Raw genomic sequence first — 19371 nt, forward strand, 5'->3', positions numbered from 1 at the left:
CAGCCCTTTTCCTTGCTTCTAAAAAGCAAATATCTCTGCTTAAAAATGATGCTGAACGCTTTCTTCTAAATAAGGGTGGTTTTTCGGCACCAAACTAGCTTTTGCAAGGTAAGTTACCACCACTAAGCTAAACAGTCCTGCAAAGCCTAAAAACATACCAATTTCGATTAATCCGAACTTTGCTTCATGTACGGTAGCAGGCCAGATCTCAAAATACAACTCGGTATACTGTCCGACAATCAGCAATAAAATAACAGGCACCATAACCATTCGACTCCGAGAACTAAACCGTGGCATCAGAAACAAGAAAGGAATGGCCCAGTTCAACACAATATTGGCATAAAACAGGACGCCATAAACGCCATGCATCCGATGGACGTAGAAATGGGTTTCTTCCGGAATGTTACCGTACCAGATCAGCATGAACTGTGCAAAGTTGAAATAGCCCCAAACAATTGCCAGCATAAACATGTATCGTGTAAAATCATGCAAATGCGAACGATTGAGTACCTTGAGGTAGCCCCTACGATGTAGTAGAATGACAATCAAGGTAATAATAGACGCACCATGTAAGAAAGCTGCAACAAATGCCTTGGCAGCAAAAATGGTACTGAACCAATGAACTTCCAGCGACATAATCATATCCACCGAGAAAGCTGAAAACGTAATGGCAACCACAAAGATGAACACCTTTGATAGCCACTCTTGCTTATTGAATAACTCCAAACTGTATGCTTCATCTTCTTTTAACGAAACCCGACGCATCAACTTGGTCAATAAAATCCAAAGTGCGAAAAAGACAATTACCCGGGCAAAGAAAAAGGGCACGTTCAGGTAAGGCGATTTATGCTTGATCAAACTATCGGTAGCAACAGCCTCGTCATGCGACCACTCATATAAATGATGTACACCAAAAATCAGTAAAAGAAAAAGTACTGCCGCAAATGGAATGTAAGCCGCCATGGCTTCCGGAATCCGTTTAAAGGCCGCAGACCAACCAGCCTGCGAAATGTATTGGATACCGATAAAAAAAGCAGCTCCTATTGCTAGCGACACGAAGTAAAAGTTGTTCAGCAAGTAATTGGCCCAAGCTCTGGTAGGGTCGTTTAGCAAACCTACAACGAAAGCAATTACCCCAATGACAATTAAGCCAATGGATAGTAGTTTGAGTTTTTGTGGGACGATAAATTTTTCTTCCATAACCAGTTTTATTATACTTTAGGCTTAATTCTTATGCAGCTCATTTTTGATGTATGATACAATCTTCCAACGATCATTTGGAAGCAACATGGATCCATGCTCCCCCATTACTCCCCAGCCGACCGAAATAACATGATAAATCTCTCCCTCAGGGTTATTTCTGACCTTGTCGGACAACAAATCAGCCGGTGGATATGGATATTTTTTACGGGTAAACAATTGTCCTTGCCCATCGCCCATGTCGCCATGGCAACTGGCACAGTAAATGCCATACAACTCGCCACCCCGAGCCATGATTTCAGGGGTTGGATTCAATGGATTCTCTAGATTTTGTCCGGCGAGTAGCCGATCTTCATCCGTCTTTTCATAGGGATAAGGCATCCGATCACGAGGAATGGTTCCCTCAATCGTTCCCTGCATGGTTTTCCCATCCTTAAAGTTGGGGTTTGGCGTATAGCTTTCGTAGGCCGGTGAAGTAACCATATCGTCAAAGTATTGCCATCCGGGATTATTCCGTTCATGATCACAAGCGGTAAAAACCAAGGCAATAAGTGCTAAGGCCAATAAAAAGTTTCGGTTTTTCAGGTTCATCATATACTGTTTTTAACAGATTCAAACTTAATATACATCAGAGGCTCCGCTGGCTTTCAAAAGTGCCGTTAACTCTTCGGCATCGTAGCCAGGGCTGGAAGCATCAACCACCATTACAAACTTGTCGTCCGTTGCTCTTATATCGACAATCTCTGCTTTTTTCCCCGGAAACACTTTGGCTCGTGCCGAAAAAGTAAAAAGCGTTAACAGCGTAACAATCAAAATTGTGGCAACAATGGTCACAACAATAAATGATGGAAAAGTATTAAACGGCTTTCCTCCAAAATTCAACGGCCAACTCTCTACTGCGGCGTAATACATTCCACCTAAAACTGCAAGCGCTCCAAAAAGGCCAAAGAAAAATGCGGCATGGGTAATCCGGGTTTTTGTTCCCATTCCTTCCAATATCTCGTGAATTGGGTAAGGTGTGTAAACCTCTTCAATTTTCAATCCTTTGCTTTTTACTTTTCCAAAAGCTTGCAGCAAATCAAATTCGTTATCAAATACTCCTACCATAGCCTTTAGTTTTGAGAGTTATTTGTTGTTAGTGGTCTTTCATTTGAAGTATGCCCGCCACCGTGCTCACCATGAGATGGGATTGGCTTATCGAACTTGGCAACACTCTTCACTTCTGATACGGCAATCATTGGAATATAGCGGAAGAATAACAGTACTCCAGCAGAGAACATTCCCAAAGTTCCAATGAAGAATCCGATTTCAATGATACTTGGCGAATAAGTCGCCCAGTTGGCCGGCAAATAGTTTTTGGTTAATGAGGTGATTACGATATTAAACCGCTCGAACCACATTCCAATATTAATGATGATTGAAATGATGAAAACAACCCACAAACGTTTACGAACAGCTTTGAACCAGAACAACTGTGGAACCAAGGCATTAAATACAAACATGGCCCAGAACTGGAAAGCATAATCGCCCGTAATCCGATTACGGAAGAAAGTAAACATTTCATATTCTGATCCTGAATACCAGGCTATAAAAATCTCTGTCAGATAGGCGGTTCCCATGATGAGTGAAATGAAAACCAGAATTCGGCAAACGGCATCAACGTGCGCATCTGTAATGAAGTCATTCATTTTATACAGCTTTCGCATCAGCGTAACCAACGTTAGTACCATCGCAAAACCTGAGAAAATCGCTCCGACCACAAAGTAGGGTGGAAAAATAGTCGTGTGCCACCCCGGCTCTACTGAAACAGCAAAGTCAGTAGATACAATAGAGTGCACAGATACCACAAGCACTGCAGCAATACCTCCAAGCACAAAGCTCAATGCTTCAAAGCGCAACCATTCTTTGGATGATCCGACCCAACCAAAAGCGAAAAATCCGTAAACTGCTTTTTTAACTTTTGACTTGGTTGTATCCCGGATGGTTGCAAAATCAGGCACCATACCAAAATACCAGAAGCTGGCAGAAATGAGCATGTAAGCACTAATTGCTACGAAGTCCCAAAACAACGGAGAATTGAAATTCACCCACAAAGGCCCACGCGTGTTGGGGTACGGAAAGATGAAAAAGAACAGCCAAGGGCGTCCCATGTGAAGCAGTGGAAACAAACTGGCGCACAATACAGCAACAACAGTCATCGCTTCTGCCGCACGGTTAATTGCGGTCCGCCATTTTTGGCGTAAAATAAGGAGGAAGATGGAAAAAGCAGTACCGGCGTGACCAATACCAATCCACCATACAAAATTGATGATAGCCCATCCCCAGCCGACTGTATTGTTTACCCCCCAGGTTCCGATCCCTGTTGAGATGGTGATATATTTACAGTAAAGGCCCCAGCCAAACATTCCCAAGCTGATGATGAAAGCGATGTACCACCAAGCTGGTGTTTTTGCATCAATAGGAGCTAAAATTTCTTTCGAAATCTGCTTCAGGGATTTATCCCCGTCAATGAGCTTTCCTCTGACTTCAGTATTATACATAAATACAAGTTTTTATTTCTTCGTTCAGGCTTTATTTCTCACTTTAGTTAAGTATCCAACTGACGGCAACGTATGCAGTTCTTCAAGCAAATGGTAGTTCCGCTCATCCTTGAACAGCTTGCTGATTTTGCTTTCAGGATTATTCAGGTCTCCAAAAACAATTGCATTTCCAGGACATGACTGTTGACAAGCTGTTTTAATCTCGCCATCTTCAATCATTCGTCCAGCCAACTTGGCTTCTTGTTTCTTTTCCTGAATACGTTGCACACACATGGAGCATTTTTCAACAACTCCTCGCGAACGCACAGTTACATCGGGGTTCAACACCATCCGACCAAGATCATTATTCGCGTTGTAATCAAACTGGTCATTATTGACATAGCGGAACCAGTTGAAACGACGCACGCGATACGGACAGTTGTTAATGCAATATTTTGTACCAACACATCGGTTGTAAGCCATTTGATTCAGGCCTTCCTCGCTGTGAGGAGTTGCAGCCACCGGACAAACGTTTTCACAAGGTGCATTGTCGCAATGCTGACACATTACAGGCTGGTTCGATACTTCTGGATTGGCAGGATCGCCCGAGTAATAGCGGTCAACCCGTATCCAGTGCATAATCCGTCGGTTACGAACCTGCTCTTTTCCGATGACCTGAACATTATTTTCAGCCTGGCACGAAATGGCACAGTTTCCACAACCGGTACATGAATTCAGGTCAATAGCCATTCCCCAATGATGCCCTTTAAATTCAGGCTTCTCATAAAGAGAAACATGGTGGCTTTCCGACTTTTTATGCCATTCATTTCCTGCTGCAGGATTTTTTAGGTATTCATCCAGGTTCGTTTCACGGGCAATTGGACGCCCTTCCATGGAGTGGTGCGTTTGCGAAAGTGCCAATGGGAAGGTTTTCCCTTCGACTACAGCCACATCAGCATTTTCCATGTAGTACTGGCGAGCACCATTAACATGACTCACATAAGAGAACATGTTCTTTCCCACTTCATCGCCCACCTTACCGGCATAGCTTCTTCCATAGCCCAAGGCCACCGCAATTGTCCCGGCTGCTTGTCCTGGCTGAATAAAGACTGGCAGTTCCAAACCATTAACCGTAATCACACTCTCATTGCTTAGGCCATTTTCTTCGGCATAAGCCACAGGTACTGAAGCATAATTATCCCAGCTAATTTTTGCCATCGGATCTGGTAATTCTTGTAACCATGGGTTATTGGCATACTTTCCATTTCCAATTGCGATGGTTTCGTAAAGAACCACTTCCGTTCCTTTACCGGCACTTTTCAATCCAGTGCCAGCCGCTGAAAGACCATGATCAGAATAGGCCACCTCAGCATTCTGTTGCTGTTCGTAAACACCTTTCTGAAGTGCGGTGTTCCAAAACAAGCGGAAGTCTGTCAGCGCTGTTTGACCAGTAAACTGATGAGCTTCCCAATATTTTTTGATTAGATCAGCATAAGTCGTCTCAGCATCTCCCATCCAACGCAGCAAACTCTCTTGCACATTACGGGAATCAAATAATTTTTGAATTGTTGGCTGAGCTAAACTATACGATCCTAATTTTGGTTCATGATCGTTCCAGGATTCCAAATAGTTAGGTTCTGGTAAAATATATTGGCACAGGTTAGCCGTTTCATCTTTGCGTTCAGCAAATGAAACTGAAAGTTCCAAGTTACGGATAGCCGTTTCAATTGCCATGCCTTCCGGATGATCGTATACTGGGTTGACGCCCCAAGCCAACAGGCCTTTTACTTTGCCTGCTTTTAAGTCGGTGACAAACTCATTCATCTCAGCATCTAAGCCCTGCTTAGTCAACAGCGGCGAATTCCAAGAAATAGACTTGCCGTAGTTCCCCAACAGCTGGTTAATTCCGTTAACCAACAGTTGAATATGCTCATCATTACTTCCAGAAACAACAATGGACTGTCCCTGGTTAGCCAGTAACTCTTCTGCTAAATCGCTAACATCAACAGCTGATTTAGGACCGCTTATAGCTGAAGCCCCTTTTGCTTTTGCAATCGCATTGTACAAAGCCAATACAATTCCCCCTTCTTCTGAAGGCTTTATTGGGAAACGAACATCAGCATTTGAACCAGTCAACGACATAGCTGATTCAAACTGATAATGGCGCAACATATCTCGTTGTCCCTCATCCAGCTTACGCTTGGATGTATAATGTTTGGTGTACTCCACTGGAGAAAGCCAAGTACCTAAAAAGTCAGCTCCAAAGCTTACCACAACATTCGACTGATCAAAACGATAATCAGGGATTGCCCGCTGACCGAATGATTTCAAGTTAGCGGAAAGCATTCCTGATGCTGAAACCGAGTCATACTGAACCAATTTGACATTTGGATAGGCTTCAATAAATTGGTCAATTACCGACTTGGTAGAAGGAGAAATCAAACTAGAAGCCAGCAAAACAACCGGTTCATTTTTGTCAGCCAAGCTTTTGAGTGCCGTAGCAATCGCTTTATCGGCATCATCCCAACTTGTCTTTTTGCCTTTAAAACGAGGCCCTTTGTAGCGAGCTCCATCATAAAGATTCAGGATAGAAGCCTGCACTCTGGCACTTGTTCCTTGCTGAGAAATTGGGCTTAATTCATTTCCTTCAATCTTGATTGGCCGTCCGTCGCGAACTTTAACGACAACGCTGCAGTAATCACCGGCATCGAAATAGGAGGACGCATAATAAGAGGCTTGTCCGGGAATTATTTCTTCTGGTTTGACTAAATAAGGAATTGCTTTTTCGACCGGTTTTTTACAACTGGCAACAATACTCGCTGCAGCCAGGCTAAATCCCAGTGTTCTTAAAAAATCACGGCGTGAATTGTTTTCCGAGCCTTTGCTTTCTTTATACAGTAAGCTTTTTTGTTTGGCTTCTTCCCGAGCTTCCTTAATTCGTAAAGCTTTCGGGTCTTCCAATTCTTCAAGACTTCTCCAATATGTCTTCATTCAATATCGTTTTTTTTCAGAATAATCGTTATTAATAGTGGCAACGCATACAGTCATTTGCGCCTAGGTCAGCAGCAGTAACTTTTTTCAAGTCCTCAATGCCCATTTCTTCATGCATCTTGACAAAAGTTTCATAGTATCCATTCTCTGTAAATTGCACTTCAGTGTCGCGGTGACAGTTCACACACCAGCCCATCGACAGGTCGGCATGTTGTTCCATAATATCCATCTCCTCAACATCTCCATGACATTGTTGACAATCAATTTTGGCAACACCTACGTGAATAGCGTGACTGAAAAATACATGATCTGGAAGGTTGTGAAGCCTTACCCATTCTACGGGTTCCTCTTTCTCTACAGCCTCAACAATTTTAGCAATCTCAAATTTCCCGGAATTTGTGCCTTCACGAATCAGCACATGACAGTTCATACACAAGTTCGTAGCAGGAATTCCGGCAGACTTGCCTTGCTCCACCGTGTGGTGGCAGTATTTACAGTCGATACCATTTTCACCAACGTGAACCTTGTGCGAAAATTTAATTGGCTGATCTGGAGCATAGCCTTCAGAACGACCAAGTTTAATCCCTTCGTCAACCAACATTTTGGCTTGGTAGCCAAAAGCTCCAAGAAAAATGAGTACCGGAATAAAGCGATAGCGGATTTTGCGGAAAAAGATTAACTCGAGCAAAGCCCAGGTTATTAATAATCCTAAAAACAAGAAAAGAAGCAGGTTATTAATTGTCATGTTTTGTGGCACTGGCCCGGTCATAGCCAGGTTATCCAGATACACTTTAACAGTCTTTAAATCTTCTTCTTCAATTTTAAAATCTTTGTGAACCTGTGCCAGCATGCCTACGCCCGGGTTCATTACCGCATTATTAAAGGCGGCAAAGTCTTTGTCTAAGTACTTTTCGGCAATAGCGATTGCTGAAGGATTCCAATTGAGCGTGTCGGTAGGTGTTAGGTTATGGCACGACACGCATGCCTGGTGTTCTAGCTTGTGAGGCAATAGCCCTTTAAAAAAACGCTCCCCTCTTTTGATGTCCCGGTGGGAATGTCCATCAACAGCGCCATGTTGATTTTCAACGGATTCGGCAAGAACAGGGGAATTAACAAACAAAAAAAGGGCCAAAAACACAGCCATAGGTAAATACCCGAAAGCAGGCGAAACAGAGAACTTAAGTTTCATTCTATAAGCTTTAGTAAGTTTTTTTTCAAACCTTAGGATTTTGCAACTCAAGAGAATTAACAATTTTTGTACTCTAAGGTTTTGCCTTTCAGCCTAAAATTTTCGCGCTAAAAAACATTCAGAAGTCTTTTATACAGCACTCCAGAAACATCTACGAACTAAATGCCTGAACCTGAACGACATTTCATTTAAAACCCACAAAAAGATATAGAATTCAATTATGAAATAAATTTAGAAATAGATAATTTCGATACATTTATTCTAAATTCTCTGTCAATTTTCTTACAATTTTCAGATTATCAAGAAACTCTTTTGCGATCACCCGAAGAATGGTATAAGCAGGAATAGCCAAAATCATCCCTAAAATACCGGCAACACTTCCAGCCGCCATAATAACAAGGAAGATCTCCATGGGATGAGCCTTTACGCTACTGGAATAGATAAGTGGCTGAAAAAGAATATTATCAATAATTTGAACCGTTGCAAATACCAAAGTCATCAAGCCTAAAAGCGGCAAAGTATAGCTCATAAAGTCGGCATTCAGGTTAATTGCGACACCAATTAATAACCCAACAAATGCCCCCATCCAAGGTCCGAGATAAGGAATCACATTAAACAGACCGCAAAACAAACCAATAACAACGGCATGACTAAAACCCACCCCAACTATAGTTAATCCAAGGGTTACCAACATCCCTACCATGGTAACTTCAAACAACAGACCAACGAAATAACGGCGTAGCAAGTTGTAAATCGAATGCAAAATGCGTTGCACTTTCTCCTCATAATCGGAAGGAACAAAAAGTAAAATTCCATCCCTAAACATATTTTCTTCTTTTAAAAAGAAAAAAGTGATGAATGAAACCGCAAAAAACAAGATGAGCATTTCCCCCAACGTTCCAGCCACGAAACCAAACACGTCCGTCAACTGAGAAAAATTGAGTTTATCTCCTAACTGTCCTTTTATCAGCGCCATTAACTGAGCATTCGTATCAACGCTATCCCCCTCTCCCCAAAAGTCCATCCACTGTCCAAGAGGTTTTTCCACCTCCTCAATGACCGCATTCAGATTAACCGAAGAAAGCTGTTCGAACTCCATCACCAGTAAAGGAATTAAAAAGCGAAACGAACCGACAAAAAAGATCCAAATTAAAATGAGAGTCAAGAAAGCGGCTACTCCTTGTGGTATTTTATATTTACCCATTTTCAACCCACTTAAAAATCGAACAACCGGGCGTCCAATCAACGATAAAACAGCAGCAATTAAGATGTAAGTAACAATACTACTAAAATACCAAACTAAAAATGCGATAAGGATGAAACCAATGATAAACAAGAAGTTTCTTGTTCTACCCTGAACTTTTATCATAGATTGAAGCTTTATACAAATATACCTGATTAATTCAAGTTAAAAAGTTTCGGCTATATTTTTAAAGCTTGTGCCAAAATGGTCGAACCTATTTTAAAGCATGATGAGCTATCGGTTTTTCCGAAGCAAAAGAAAACTGACTTTGCTTTTTTTTGATAATTTTGTGTAAGTAAAGATTAGCTATGACAAATAAGAAGCTTACTGCTTTAATCGTGGATGATGAGAAAGAAGCGCGTGATCTGTTGAGATACATGCTCAAAGAGCATAAAGAAATTGCGATTGTGGATGAAGCAGACAATACTGAATCTGCACTCTTTAAGTTCCTTGAGTTGCGCCCTGATATTGTTTTTCTGGATTTAATTATGCCCGGAAAGAATGGAATGGAATTTATTAGTTTGGTAAAAAAGCAAAAACTAAACACCAATATTGTTATTGTTAGCGCATATCGTGACATGGCCATCGAAGCCATTCGAAATGAAGTGTATGATTTCATTCTAAAACCCATTGGTCCACGCAAACTAAACAAAGCAATCGAAGCGATCATCAAGCGAAAAGAGGAGCATGTTTCGACAGAACTGAATGCCATTTTCGATCAATACAAGCAAGAAACCAAGCTACGCATTTCGTCAAACAACAGCCATACGCTTATTGACCCCAAAGAAATTGTATACTGCGAAGCACAAGGCTCCTACACGCACATCCATATGGATAATGGAGAAATTGAACTATCCAGTAACAACATTGGGCGCATTAGCGAAATCCTCAGCGAATATAAATTCTTTAGAATTGGCCGTTCGATCTTGATAAACCTGGACAAACTGTGGCGTGCAAACCGCAGCGATTATTCCTGTATTTTAATTGCTGGAAAAAAAGAGGTCAAACTCTATGGTTCTAAAAAACAAATTAGAGAACTTTGTAAGATTGAAATCAACAAGTGATGCTGCCAGAAAAGACCATAACAGCTATTATCATTGAAGATGACGAGGAAGCTCTGTCGCTGCTTGAGATCTATCTCAAAGCTTTTCGTGAAATTGAGGTTATTGACAAGACGTTAAACCCCAAGCAGGGCATAAAACTGCTCATCAAAAAGATGCCAGATATCGTATTTTTAGATATCGATATGCCCGAGGTGAATGGTCTGGAAGTGGCTGAAGCCATCAAGGAAAATCAGCTGAATACCGAAATTGTTTTTACAACTGCACATAGCAAATATGCTTTCAAGTCGCTGGATTTACAACCATTGGATTATTTGGTTAAGCCATTTGGTCCAGAAGAGTTGATTTCAGTAATCAACCGCTACAAAGCCCGGGATAAGAAGAAGGAACTTGAACGAAGCATGGACATTTTTGTCCGCAACAACCGGCCAATAGCTAAGATTAAGCTTAACACAAAATCAGGAATTGTATTTATCAATCCAGATGAGATCATGATGATCCAGTCTCAAATCAACCATTGCTACATCTTCCTGTCAAACGGAAGTGTTGAGCTGGTCACTCACATGATGCAGAATATTTTGGAATTGGTTGACTCTCCCAATATGGTAAGAGCTAGCCGGTCTTCCTATATCAACCTGCAATACCTGCGACGGATTGATCGCAAAAACCGACTTTGTGTTTTAACCCATCAAGATATTGTTATTGAAGAGCAATTGAACCGCACGACACTTTCGTTCTTCGAGAAACTCGATTGCTATCCAATAACCTGATTCTTGCCTAACGCTTCAGCAAAGCGAAATCAAGCACATCGCTGATTGTCTTGACAAAATGGAACTTCAAGCCCTTCAGGTAAACATCCTTAATTTCTTCCAAGTCTTTCCGGTTATCATCAGATAGAAGGATTTCCTTAATTCCGGCACGCTTGGCTGCTAATATTTTTTCTTTAATTCCACCAACCGGCAACACCTTGCCACGCAAGGTGATCTCACCTGTCATGGCAATATTTTTGCGTACTTTTCTTTTCGACATGGCTGATGCCAACGAAGTAACCATGGTCACCCCAGCCGAAGGGCCATCCTTAGGAATTGCACCTTCCGGTACGTGGACATGGAAGTTATTTTGCTCAAAAACATCCTGTTCCAATCCCAGTTCTTCTCGGTGCGATTTTAAGTATTCCAGCGCCAGCATTGCTGACTCTTTCATAACCTCTCCCAAGTTTCCAGTCAAGGTTAATCCACCTTTCCCCGAACTCAAGCTCGACTCCACAAAGAGAATTTCGCCACCATGAGCAGTCCAAGCTAAGCCAGTCACTACACCTGGAATCTCATTCCCCTGGTAACTTTCACGACTGTATTCCACAACACCTAAATATTCGCGAATATCTTCCTTAGTCAGTTTCTTATTGAATGGCTCCTCGAAAGCAATTTTTTTTGCAATTCGGCGAACAACCTTTGCCAACTTCTTATTCAACTCCCGAACGCCAGACTCACGAGTGTAATTTTCAACAATGTGCTCCAACACCTCTTTAGAAAAGCTAAGCTGCCCTTTCTTTACACCATGGGTTTCCAGTTGTTTCGGAATCAAGTGACGTTTAGCAATCTCAATCTTCTCCTCAACAATGTATCCGCTAACATCAATCAACTCCAAGCGGTCACGCAATGGAGGAGCAATTGTGCTCAAGGTATTCGCTGTTGCAACAAACATCACCTTCGACAAGTCGTAATCCAACTCAACGTAGTTATCATGGAATTCAGCGTTTTGCTCCGGATCAAGCACTTCAAGCAATGCTGAAGCTGGATCGCCATGAAAATCTTTAGAGACTTTATCAATCTCATCCAGAATAAAAACCGGGTTCGATGATTTTGCTTTTTTAATATTTTGAAGGATACGGCCTGGCATCGCTCCTATGTATGTTTTTCGGTGTCCACGAATCTCTGCTTCATCGTGCAATCCACCAAGACTCATTCGAATGTACTGACGATTCAATGCACGAGCAATAGATTTACCCAGTGACGTTTTTCCAACTCCGGGAGGGCCATAAAGACACAAGATCGGTGCCTTCATATCTCGCTTCAACTTCAACACAGCTAAGTGCTCAAGGATACGCTCCTTCACTTTCTCCAAACCATAGTGGTCTTCATCAAGCACTTTCTCGGCATGTTTCAGATCGAAATTATCCTCGGTATATTCATTCCAAGGAAGCTCCAACAACGTCTGGCAGTATGCAAACTGTACCGAGTATTCTCCTGCAGCCGGATTCAATCGATGCAGTTTATTCACTTCCTTCTCAAAGAATGCACCAACTTCCTCGCTCCACTTTTTCTCTTTGGCAGCCTCCTTCATCTCATTGATTTCTTGTTCAATGGGATTTCCGCCAAGCTCGTCCTGAATCGTTTTCATCTGCTGGTTCAGCAAAAACTCACGCTGCTGCTGATCCAAGTCTGTTTTCACCTTCGACTGAATGTCACGTTTAAGCTCAAGCATCTGCACTTCTTTTACCAAGTACGAAATGGCCTGAATCCCGCGTTCACGAACATCAGCAATCTCCAGCAAGCTCTGCTTTTCCTTAACTTCCAAATCAGTATTCGAACAAATAAAGTTGATTAGAAAAGTGGAGTTTTCAATATTTTTTACGGCAAAAGTAGCCTCTGGCGGCACATTACTTGAGTATTGTGCTACTTTGATCGAAAGATCCTTCAACGATCCAACAACGGCATTAAATTCGGCACTGTTATCAGTTGGTAAAATTTCATCCAACAAATTCACCTGAGCTCGAAAATAAGGGAACTCCTCCAGGTATTCTGTTACTTCAAAACGACGTTTCCCTTGAATAATTACCGAAGTAGATCCATCAGGCATTTCCAGAATCTTCAGGATTTGTGCAACAGTTCCAACTTGGTACAAATCATTCTTTTCCGGATCCTCAATGCTTCCATCTTTCTGAGTGACTGTCCCCAACAAGCGATCGCCACGAAAAACATCCTGAATTAACTTCAATGATTTTTGACGACCAACCGTAATTGGCAACACAACGCCCGGAAATAGAACCGTATTTCGAAGCGGTAATATTGGCAGTATATCTGGTGCCTGAAAATTTTTCAGTTCCTCTTCATTTCCATCTGCAATAATCGGGATAAGTTCTGAATCGTCATCCCCTAACCCTGTAAATATGATATCTTTCAACAATTGTCCTTTATTTTTACCCATTGTTTTCTCTTTCTTCTTCAATGTGACAAACTGGCGTAAAAACGCCAAAATAAAATCAGGCCTATAGTTAGGCAATAGCCATGCCAAAGGCGCCACTCACGACCTAAAATCGACGAAAAGCAGCCGTGCGTTCAAAAACAGCTGTCAGAATTTGCTCATCAAGCTCGGTCAATGCTAGCTGGCGACGTTCCATCACTCGTTTGGCGGTTGTAAATACACTTTTCAGCTGATGCAGCTTAAAGCCAGCCACTCCACCATCAGCAAACGAAGGAACAAACTGGCGCGGAAAACCACTTCCATGAATATTACAAGCCACCCCAACAACAGTTCCGGTATTAAACATCGAATTTAAGCCGGCTTTGGAATGATCTCCCATTATTAAGCCGCCAAACTGCAAGCCAGAACGGACAAATCGCCCGGACGGATAGTTCCAAACCTTTACCTCATCATAGGTATTCTTCAAATTTGAAACGTTGGTTCCAGCTCCCAAGTTACACCATTCGCCAAGCACAGAATGCCCCAGAAAACCGTCATGTCCTTTATTAGAATAACCGATTAAAATAGACTGACTCAGCTCGCCGCCAACCTTTGAATAGGGACCAACAGTTGTTCCACCGTAAATCCGGGTTCCCATATTCACCACAGCATGTTCTCCCAATGAAAAAGGACCTCGAATTAAGGATCCTTCCATCACCTCTGCATCTGCAGCAATATACACAGGCCCTTCTGATGCATTGATCGTACAACACTCCATCTTCACGCCTGGCTCAACAAAAATATTCTCTGGATGAATCAGTTGATTGGTCAAACTTATCGGCTCGGACTCACGTCCACTGGTCAGCAAATCAAAGTCAAGCTGAATTTGCCGAGCATTCATGCGCACCAAGTCCCATGGAAACTCGACATAGTCAAGCTCCCCCTCAAAATCAGTCCACGTGACTTTTCCATCCAATAGCTCCAAGTCAAAATCAACAGCTTGCTCAATCAATAAAGCCACCGGATGCCCTTGCCAGCGAATACCTTCTCCGGGCTTCAGGATCTTCACTCGCTCTACCAAAGAGTTTATAGGACACACATGTGCACTAATTAACAGATTTTTATCAGCTGTCTTTTGAGGAAATTTATATTGAAGGTAATCTTCGGTATGCCACGAGTAATTGCCCGCTAAACGATGCTCCCACTTTTCGCGTATGGTTAACACACCAGTCCTAAGCTCAGCAACCGGACGCGTAAAGCATAGCGGCAGCAGATTATCTCGGTGAGAACCATCAAAAAGAATGATATTCATAACAAGGTTTTTACAAAACTAGGCAAAAAAAAAGCTTCGCAAATAGCGAAGCTTATATATCGTAGGTAACTTAAGAATTACTTCTTTTTGTTCTCCATATGCTTTTTATAGCGGTTCATGAATTTGTCAACACGTCCTGCAGTATCAACAAGTTTCATTTTACCGGTATAGAACGGGTGAGAACTACTTGAGATCTCAACTTTCACCAATGGATACTCAACTCCGTCAACCACTTCAGTTTCTTTTGTGTTAACGGTTGATTTAGTCAAATAAACCTGGCCATTTGACATATCTTTAAACGCTACTAAGCGATAATTTTCCGGATGTATTTCTTTTTTCATTGCTGATTCTTTTTCAACATTATTTCAATCGGGTTGCAAAGATATATACACTTTCTTAATTTCCAAAGCTTTTTCTTTTTTTATTGATCTTTTTCAGCTCCAATAATTGGAGCACGCTGAAATGGCTTGGTTCGATCAAAAAGATAACGCATGGTATAGTGGGTTTTTACATGCTTCCCTCCTACTGATTGGTACAAAGCTACAATTTTAGGATTGAAATCACCAGCCCATGACAATTCTATTTCTGTATATTGTGGCTTCTTCTTCATCAACTTCTCTTGATGCCAAAAGATAGCAGACTCAACTCCAGACCGTTGATACTTGGGTACAACTCCCATGATCAGAATACGAGTTCGGTTAATTACTTTTGTCTTTTTGTAATACAGAAACTTCAGCATGTTGATAAAATTCAACTTACCATTCAGCCGCTGTAAAATTTGGTTAATATCAGGAATCATCACAAATAGCGCAATCGGCTCATCATCGTGATAAGCAAACCAAATCATCTCCTGGTCAAGCACCGCCTTCGAATCTTTAAGAAAGTCGCGCAGGTCTTGGGGATCTAATGGATTGAAATGCTCATGAAACCGCCAAGCTTCGTCATAAATGTGACAAAAATCTTTAATAAATTTTTCAGAATTGTTGATATCAAAATGCTTAAAACTGTAGCCGGGTTTTTGAGCAACCCAACCAGCAATTTTCCAAAATCGCTCAGGGAATGGCACCGTGTAATCCAAGTGATAACTATATTGCTCAAAATACACTTTAAACCCGTAGTTTTCAAATAGCTTCTGATAATATTTTGCATTATAAGGCATACCATATCCTTGAGGCATGAAACCATCGACCAGCAGGCCCCAATTCATGTAATTTTCACCAAAGTTAACGGGGCCGTCCATGGCTTCCATACCACGCTCCTTCAACCAATCGCGAGCGGTATCAAATAACAAATTAGCGACCTCCTGATCGTCAATGCTTTCAAAGAAGCCACAGCCACCTGTCGGTTGCTCAAAAGTCTTGGCTTTATCGTAGTTCACAAAAGCTGCAATTCGTCCAATTGGCTTGTTTTGGTCGTCAACGACAACCCAACGAATGGCCTCGCCGTGTTGAAATGACGGATTTTTCTGCGGGCTAAATGTATTCTCCACCATCATCTCGAGTGGAGCAGCCCAATTTTTATCGTTTTTATAAATGAGATGCGGAAGCTTATGAAAAAGCTTCTTCGTTTCCGCGTTATTCACTGTTTTTAGTTGCATGGCGCTTAATTGTTTTGCGTGACAAGATACGACAATATTCTATTAACTGAGGCATTCAAAATCAACCTTCAATAATTGACGATCGTTTAAAATCCTTTTGTCGATCAAACAAATATCTCAAGGTCAAATGGGTTTTCGCCCGCTTTCCTCCCACTGCTTCAAAAATGGAAATCATCTTTGGATTAAAATCTCCAACCCAACTCAACTCCATTTCGTTATACCAGTCTTTCTTTAGTAATACTTGACGTAGCTGGTAAAAAATGGCAGACTCAATTCCAGATTTTTGAAATTTCGGAACAACTCCCATGACCAATACCCGGCAACGATTAATCACCTTCTTCCGCTTCAGGTAAATCATTTTTAGCATCTTCCAAAAATTCAACCGTCCATTCGGGAAATAGCGAATTAATTGATTGATATCGGGGACCATCATGAAAAAAGCAATCGGCTCATCATCGTGATAGACAAACCAGATAAAATCTTCTTCCAGAATCATTTTCGACTGGTTAATCATATCGCGCAAATCCTGCGGATCAATTTGCTTGTAATTATCGTGCTTTTTCCATGCCTTATCATAAATAGTGATAAAGTCGTTGATATACTTTTCACTGTTCTTAAACCGAAACTGTTCAAACCGATAGCCTGGTTTTTTAGCCATCCACGCGGCAATTTTCCAAAACCGCTGCGGCAAATCAGGGCTTGTAATATTAAGATGATAACTAAACTGACGATAATAAATCTGAAAGCCGTAGTCCATCCAAAGCTTTTCGTAGTATGGCGGATGATAATTCATTCCAAATCCCTGGGGCATAAAACCATCAACCAGCAAGCCCCAATTGAAAAAGTTTTCGCCAATATTGATTGGGCCGTCCATCGCCTCCATGCCCTCTTTTTTCAACCAGTCGCGGGCAACATCAAACAACGCAGTTGCGACCTCCTGATCATCAATACTCTCAAAAAAGCCGACTCCTCCTGTCAGCTGCTCAAATTGTCCGGCATAACCAGATGTATGAAAAGCAGCAATTCGCCCAACAGCTTTTCCTTCCTTGTAAATCACCCATCGGCAAGCATTTCCCTTTTTCAGGGTATTGTTCTTTTTTGGATTGAATATATCTTCAATCATCATCCGAAGCGGCGGAATCCAGTTCTCATCATCTTTATATATAGCATATGGAACCTGATGAAAAACATCCACCAGCTTTTTGTCGGTAACCTCTACTAACTGCATTAACTTTGATCTTGATTAGAAAGCATCGAAAATAATACTTCTAAAAACAAAATAAAAACAGGGACCAAAGCCCCTGCTGGATTTTAAATATGATTTAACGGTTGTCAACTTCAATCGATCATTAGATTTTCGAGTTTCAGACCATCAGATAGTTACAATAAAACTGGGCACAAGTAAGTTACCACAACACTCCACCCAAACAACAAAAAAACCAACTAACAATCAACCCATTACAAAAGACAACAAACTTTTAGACAAAGTTGATTCCCGCATTAATAACGTTTAATCTCTACTCGCTACTTTTGACAATAAACGTAGAATCTCGATGTATAACCAAACCAAGGTAACTATCAGGCCAAAAGCACCATACCACTCCATAATTTTGGGAGCACGTGAATCAGCTCCACGTTGAATAAAGTCGAAATCGAGAATTAAGTTTAACGCTGCAATACCTACTACCACCAAGCTAAAACCGATGCTGAGTAAGCTGTTCCCGTGTAAAAAGCCAAAGCTAGCTCCAAACAATCCGGCAATAAAACTGATAAAATAAACCAGTGCAATACCTCCGGTTGCCGCCAACACAGCCATTCTGAACTTTCCTGTTGCTCTAATTTTCCCAGAACGGAACAAGAAAAGCATAATAAAAAACACGCCAAAAGTTAAGGCAACGGCACGCATAACCAAGCCGGGATATTGTACTTCAAAAAAAGCAGAAATTCCTCCCAAGAAAAGGCCTTCCAATACAGCGTAAATAGGTGCTGTAATATTCGAATAGCGTGGGCTAAATACAGTAACCATTGCTATAATAAAACCGCCAATTCCTCCACCGATCACCCATGGAGCGACAGCTGAAAAGGCTCCTTCCGGAGATCCATAATCAAAAACTCCAAAGAATTTTCGCCAAGTGAAAGCCGCCGCAAAGGCTAGTATAAGAAACATCAGTCCCGTTTTATTCACAGCTCCTTCAACGGTCATTACATCTGCCTGTGTGCCGGCTTGTACCTTACTGAAAGCAGATTGCCCCAAAACCGGGTTTGATGATTTTGTCAAATTCATAGTTTTCAATTTTAAATTGTTGTTTAATTGTTCAGGTCAGTACCTATAAAAACTGTACCAAATAATTGGTTCTGCCATTTTGTACTTGTTTCAAAAACACCCAGCAAAAACTAAAGTTCAGCCAAGTCATCCAAAAGCACCTTGCCCATTTTCCGGGCCTGTTCTTCTTCAAACTCGGTAGCTTCTTGCAAAAACAAGATACACTTTTGCTTAAGTTCATCGCTTCGGTTAGCAACAATTAAAAAGCTACGGTAAAAAACCTGTGCTAATTCCGGATCTTTAATTAAAGGAGCAATAACTTCAAAGAAAGGATCAAACATTTCATCGATTGCCTTTTTGTCAACCATCGCCAAGCGCCCCATCAAATGGATCCCAGTATACCGAACCATATGCTTCTTTCCGCGACACCATTCCAAAGCTTTGGCATAAGCAAATTTGGAGTGAACAAATAAATTAGCAACCGCCTGCTCTGCAATTTCGGTGGCAACAAAACTTTTGGTCCAAAAATCCAACTGTTCTTCTGTCACCAGTTTCGGATCATCCAACAGGGTCGCCATAATCATGCTTTCGCGCCATTGTTTATTCCACAGTTTTAAGGCTAGCAAATGATTTCGTTCGTACTTTTTCGCCAAATCGCGTAAGGAAATAATTGAGGCTCCCCAGTTAATGCGATACACCAAACCCAATGCTTTCATTTGAGCAACTGTTTCACCATTTTTCAGTCTTCGAATACGTGCCAAAATCTCCCGAAACTGGCCATCCACAACGGGATCATCAATAAGTATATCCATT

At 41.6% G+C, this 19371-nt stretch carries 16 protein-coding genes; 2 read left to right on the forward strand and 14 right to left on the reverse strand.

Annotated features, from left to right (window positions below; genetic code table 11):
• Nucleotides 1-39: 39 nt before the first annotated feature.
• From BM156_RS16850 to BM156_RS16880, 7 genes are all read right to left on the reverse strand, one after another.
• Entirely contained in the window at nucleotides 40-1200 is a 1161-nt protein-coding gene (locus tag BM156_RS16850) for a hypothetical protein (RefSeq protein WP_093921074.1), read from the reverse strand.
• Nucleotides 1201-1224: 24 nt separating this feature from the next.
• Nucleotides 1225-1794, reverse strand: coding sequence for a c-type cytochrome (locus tag BM156_RS16855; RefSeq protein WP_093921075.1), 570 nt, complete (start codon nucleotides 1792-1794; stop codon nucleotides 1225-1227).
• A gap of 24 nt (nucleotides 1795-1818) precedes the next feature.
• Nucleotides 1819-2307, reverse strand: a complete 489-nt coding sequence (locus BM156_RS16860; protein ID WP_093921076.1) for a DUF3341 domain-containing protein — start codon at nucleotides 2305-2307, stop codon at nucleotides 1819-1821.
• A gap of 5 nt (nucleotides 2308-2312) precedes the next feature.
• Entirely contained in the window at nucleotides 2313-3740 is a 1428-nt protein-coding gene (gene nrfD / locus BM156_RS16865; protein WP_093921077.1) for an NrfD/PsrC family molybdoenzyme membrane anchor subunit, read from the reverse strand.
• A gap of 24 nt (nucleotides 3741-3764) precedes the next feature.
• On the reverse strand, nucleotides 3765-6710 hold the full coding sequence (locus BM156_RS16870) for a TAT-variant-translocated molybdopterin oxidoreductase (RefSeq protein WP_093921078.1): 2946 nt from the start codon (nucleotides 6708-6710) through the stop codon (nucleotides 3765-3767).
• Nucleotides 6711-6741: 31 nt separating this feature from the next.
• Nucleotides 6742-7899 carry a cytochrome c3 family protein gene (locus tag BM156_RS16875; protein ID WP_093921079.1) on the reverse strand — a complete coding sequence of 386 codons (1158 nt, stop codon included), beginning with the start codon at nucleotides 7897-7899 and terminating at the stop codon, nucleotides 6742-6744.
• Between the two features lie 256 nt (nucleotides 7900-8155).
• Nucleotides 8156-9268 carry an AI-2E family transporter gene (locus BM156_RS16880; protein ID WP_093921080.1) on the reverse strand — a complete coding sequence of 371 codons (1113 nt, stop codon included), beginning with the start codon at nucleotides 9266-9268 and terminating at the stop codon, nucleotides 8156-8158.
• Between the two features lie 182 nt (nucleotides 9269-9450).
• Between BM156_RS16880 and BM156_RS16885 the strand changes: the two genes are divergently transcribed.
• Together BM156_RS16885 and BM156_RS16890 are read left to right on the forward strand one after the other, a co-directional pair.
• A complete protein-coding gene (locus tag BM156_RS16885) occupies nucleotides 9451-10206 on the forward strand; it encodes a LytR/AlgR family response regulator transcription factor (RefSeq protein ID WP_093921081.1) in 756 nt (251 codons plus the stop codon).
• Nucleotides 10206-10973 carry a LytR/AlgR family response regulator transcription factor gene (locus tag BM156_RS16890; RefSeq protein WP_093921082.1) on the forward strand — a complete coding sequence of 256 codons (768 nt, stop codon included), beginning with the start codon at nucleotides 10206-10208 and terminating at the stop codon, nucleotides 10971-10973. Before BM156_RS16885 ends, BM156_RS16890 begins: the two co-directional genes overlap by 1 nt.
• 7 nt (nucleotides 10974-10980) lie before the next feature.
• On the opposite strand, the gene lon is transcribed toward BM156_RS16890, so the two are convergent.
• The 7 genes from lon to BM156_RS16925 all read right to left on the reverse strand — a co-directional run bounded on the left by lon (nucleotide 10981) and on the right by BM156_RS16925 (nucleotide 19370).
• A complete protein-coding gene (lon, locus tag BM156_RS16895) occupies nucleotides 10981-13410 on the reverse strand; it encodes an endopeptidase La (protein ID WP_093921083.1) in 2430 nt (809 codons plus the stop codon).
• A 103-nt stretch (nucleotides 13411-13513) separates the two neighbouring features.
• Nucleotides 13514-14698 carry a GlmU family protein gene (locus BM156_RS16900; RefSeq protein WP_093921084.1) on the reverse strand — a complete coding sequence of 395 codons (1185 nt, stop codon included), beginning with the start codon at nucleotides 14696-14698 and terminating at the stop codon, nucleotides 13514-13516.
• Between the two features lie 77 nt (nucleotides 14699-14775).
• Nucleotides 14776-15039: a type B 50S ribosomal protein L31 gene (locus BM156_RS16905; RefSeq protein WP_093921085.1), complete on the reverse strand. Its 264-nt coding sequence runs from the start codon at nucleotides 15037-15039 to the stop codon at nucleotides 14776-14778.
• A gap of 80 nt (nucleotides 15040-15119) precedes the next feature.
• Nucleotides 15120-16295, reverse strand: a complete 1176-nt coding sequence (locus tag BM156_RS16910; protein ID WP_093921086.1) for an N-acetyltransferase — start codon at nucleotides 16293-16295, stop codon at nucleotides 15120-15122.
• A gap of 61 nt (nucleotides 16296-16356) precedes the next feature.
• Nucleotides 16357-17523, reverse strand: a complete 1167-nt coding sequence (locus BM156_RS16915) for a hypothetical protein (RefSeq protein ID WP_093921087.1) — start codon at nucleotides 17521-17523, stop codon at nucleotides 16357-16359.
• Between the two features lie 282 nt (nucleotides 17524-17805).
• On the reverse strand, nucleotides 17806-18579 hold the full coding sequence (locus BM156_RS16920; RefSeq protein WP_093921088.1) for a Bax inhibitor-1/YccA family protein: 774 nt from the start codon (nucleotides 18577-18579) through the stop codon (nucleotides 17806-17808).
• Between the two features lie 110 nt (nucleotides 18580-18689).
• Nucleotides 18690-19370, reverse strand: a complete 681-nt coding sequence (locus BM156_RS16925) for a DNA alkylation repair protein (RefSeq protein ID WP_093921089.1) — start codon at nucleotides 19368-19370, stop codon at nucleotides 18690-18692.
• Nucleotide 19371: the final 1 nt, after the last annotated feature.

Origin of the sequence: Sunxiuqinia elliptica (assembly GCF_900113005.1) — a bacterium.
Taxonomy (GTDB): Bacteria; Bacteroidota; Bacteroidia; order Bacteroidales; family Prolixibacteraceae; genus Sunxiuqinia; species Sunxiuqinia elliptica.

Excerpts from the sequence above, each read along its gene's own strand:
- BM156_RS16925 (WP_093921089.1), bottom strand. The coding sequence starts at position 19,370 with ATGGATATACTTATTGATGATCCCGTTGTGGATGGCCAGTTTCGGGAG.
- BM156_RS16890 (WP_093921082.1), top strand. The coding sequence starts at position 10,206 with ATGCTGCCAGAAAAGACCATAACAGCTATTATCATTGAAGATGACGAG.
- BM156_RS16880 (WP_093921080.1), bottom strand. The coding sequence starts at position 9,268 with ATGATAAAAGTTCAGGGTAGAACAAGAAACTTCTTGTTTATCATTGGT.
- BM156_RS16905 (WP_093921085.1), bottom strand. The coding sequence starts at position 15,039 with ATGAAAAAAGAAATACATCCGGAAAATTATCGCTTAGTAGCGTTTAAA.
- BM156_RS16870 (WP_093921078.1), bottom strand. The coding sequence starts at position 6,710 with ATGAAGACATATTGGAGAAGTCTTGAAGAATTGGAAGACCCGAAAGCT.
- BM156_RS16910 (WP_093921086.1), bottom strand. The coding sequence starts at position 16,295 with ATGCAACTAAAAACAGTGAATAACGCGGAAACGAAGAAGCTTTTTCAT.
- BM156_RS16920 (WP_093921088.1), bottom strand. The coding sequence starts at position 18,579 with ATGAATTTGACAAAATCATCAAACCCGGTTTTGGGGCAATCTGCTTTC.
- BM156_RS16860 (WP_093921076.1), bottom strand. The coding sequence starts at position 2,307 with ATGGTAGGAGTATTTGATAACGAATTTGATTTGCTGCAAGCTTTTGGA.
- BM156_RS16850 (WP_093921074.1), bottom strand. The coding sequence starts at position 1,200 with ATGGAAGAAAAATTTATCGTCCCACAAAAACTCAAACTACTATCCATT.
- BM156_RS16855 (WP_093921075.1), bottom strand. The coding sequence starts at position 1,794 with ATGATGAACCTGAAAAACCGAAACTTTTTATTGGCCTTAGCACTTATT.
- BM156_RS16875 (WP_093921079.1), bottom strand. The coding sequence starts at position 7,899 with ATGAAACTTAAGTTCTCTGTTTCGCCTGCTTTCGGGTATTTACCTATG.
- nrfD (WP_093921077.1), bottom strand. The coding sequence starts at position 3,740 with ATGTATAATACTGAAGTCAGAGGAAAGCTCATTGACGGGGATAAATCC.
- BM156_RS16900 (WP_093921084.1), bottom strand. The coding sequence starts at position 14,698 with ATGAATATCATTCTTTTTGATGGTTCTCACCGAGATAATCTGCTGCCG.
- BM156_RS16885 (WP_093921081.1), top strand. The coding sequence starts at position 9,451 with ATGACAAATAAGAAGCTTACTGCTTTAATCGTGGATGATGAGAAAGAA.
- lon (WP_093921083.1), bottom strand. The coding sequence starts at position 13,410 with ATGGGTAAAAATAAAGGACAATTGTTGAAAGATATCATATTTACAGGG.
- BM156_RS16915 (WP_093921087.1), bottom strand. The coding sequence starts at position 17,523 with ATGCAGTTAGTAGAGGTTACCGACAAAAAGCTGGTGGATGTTTTTCAT.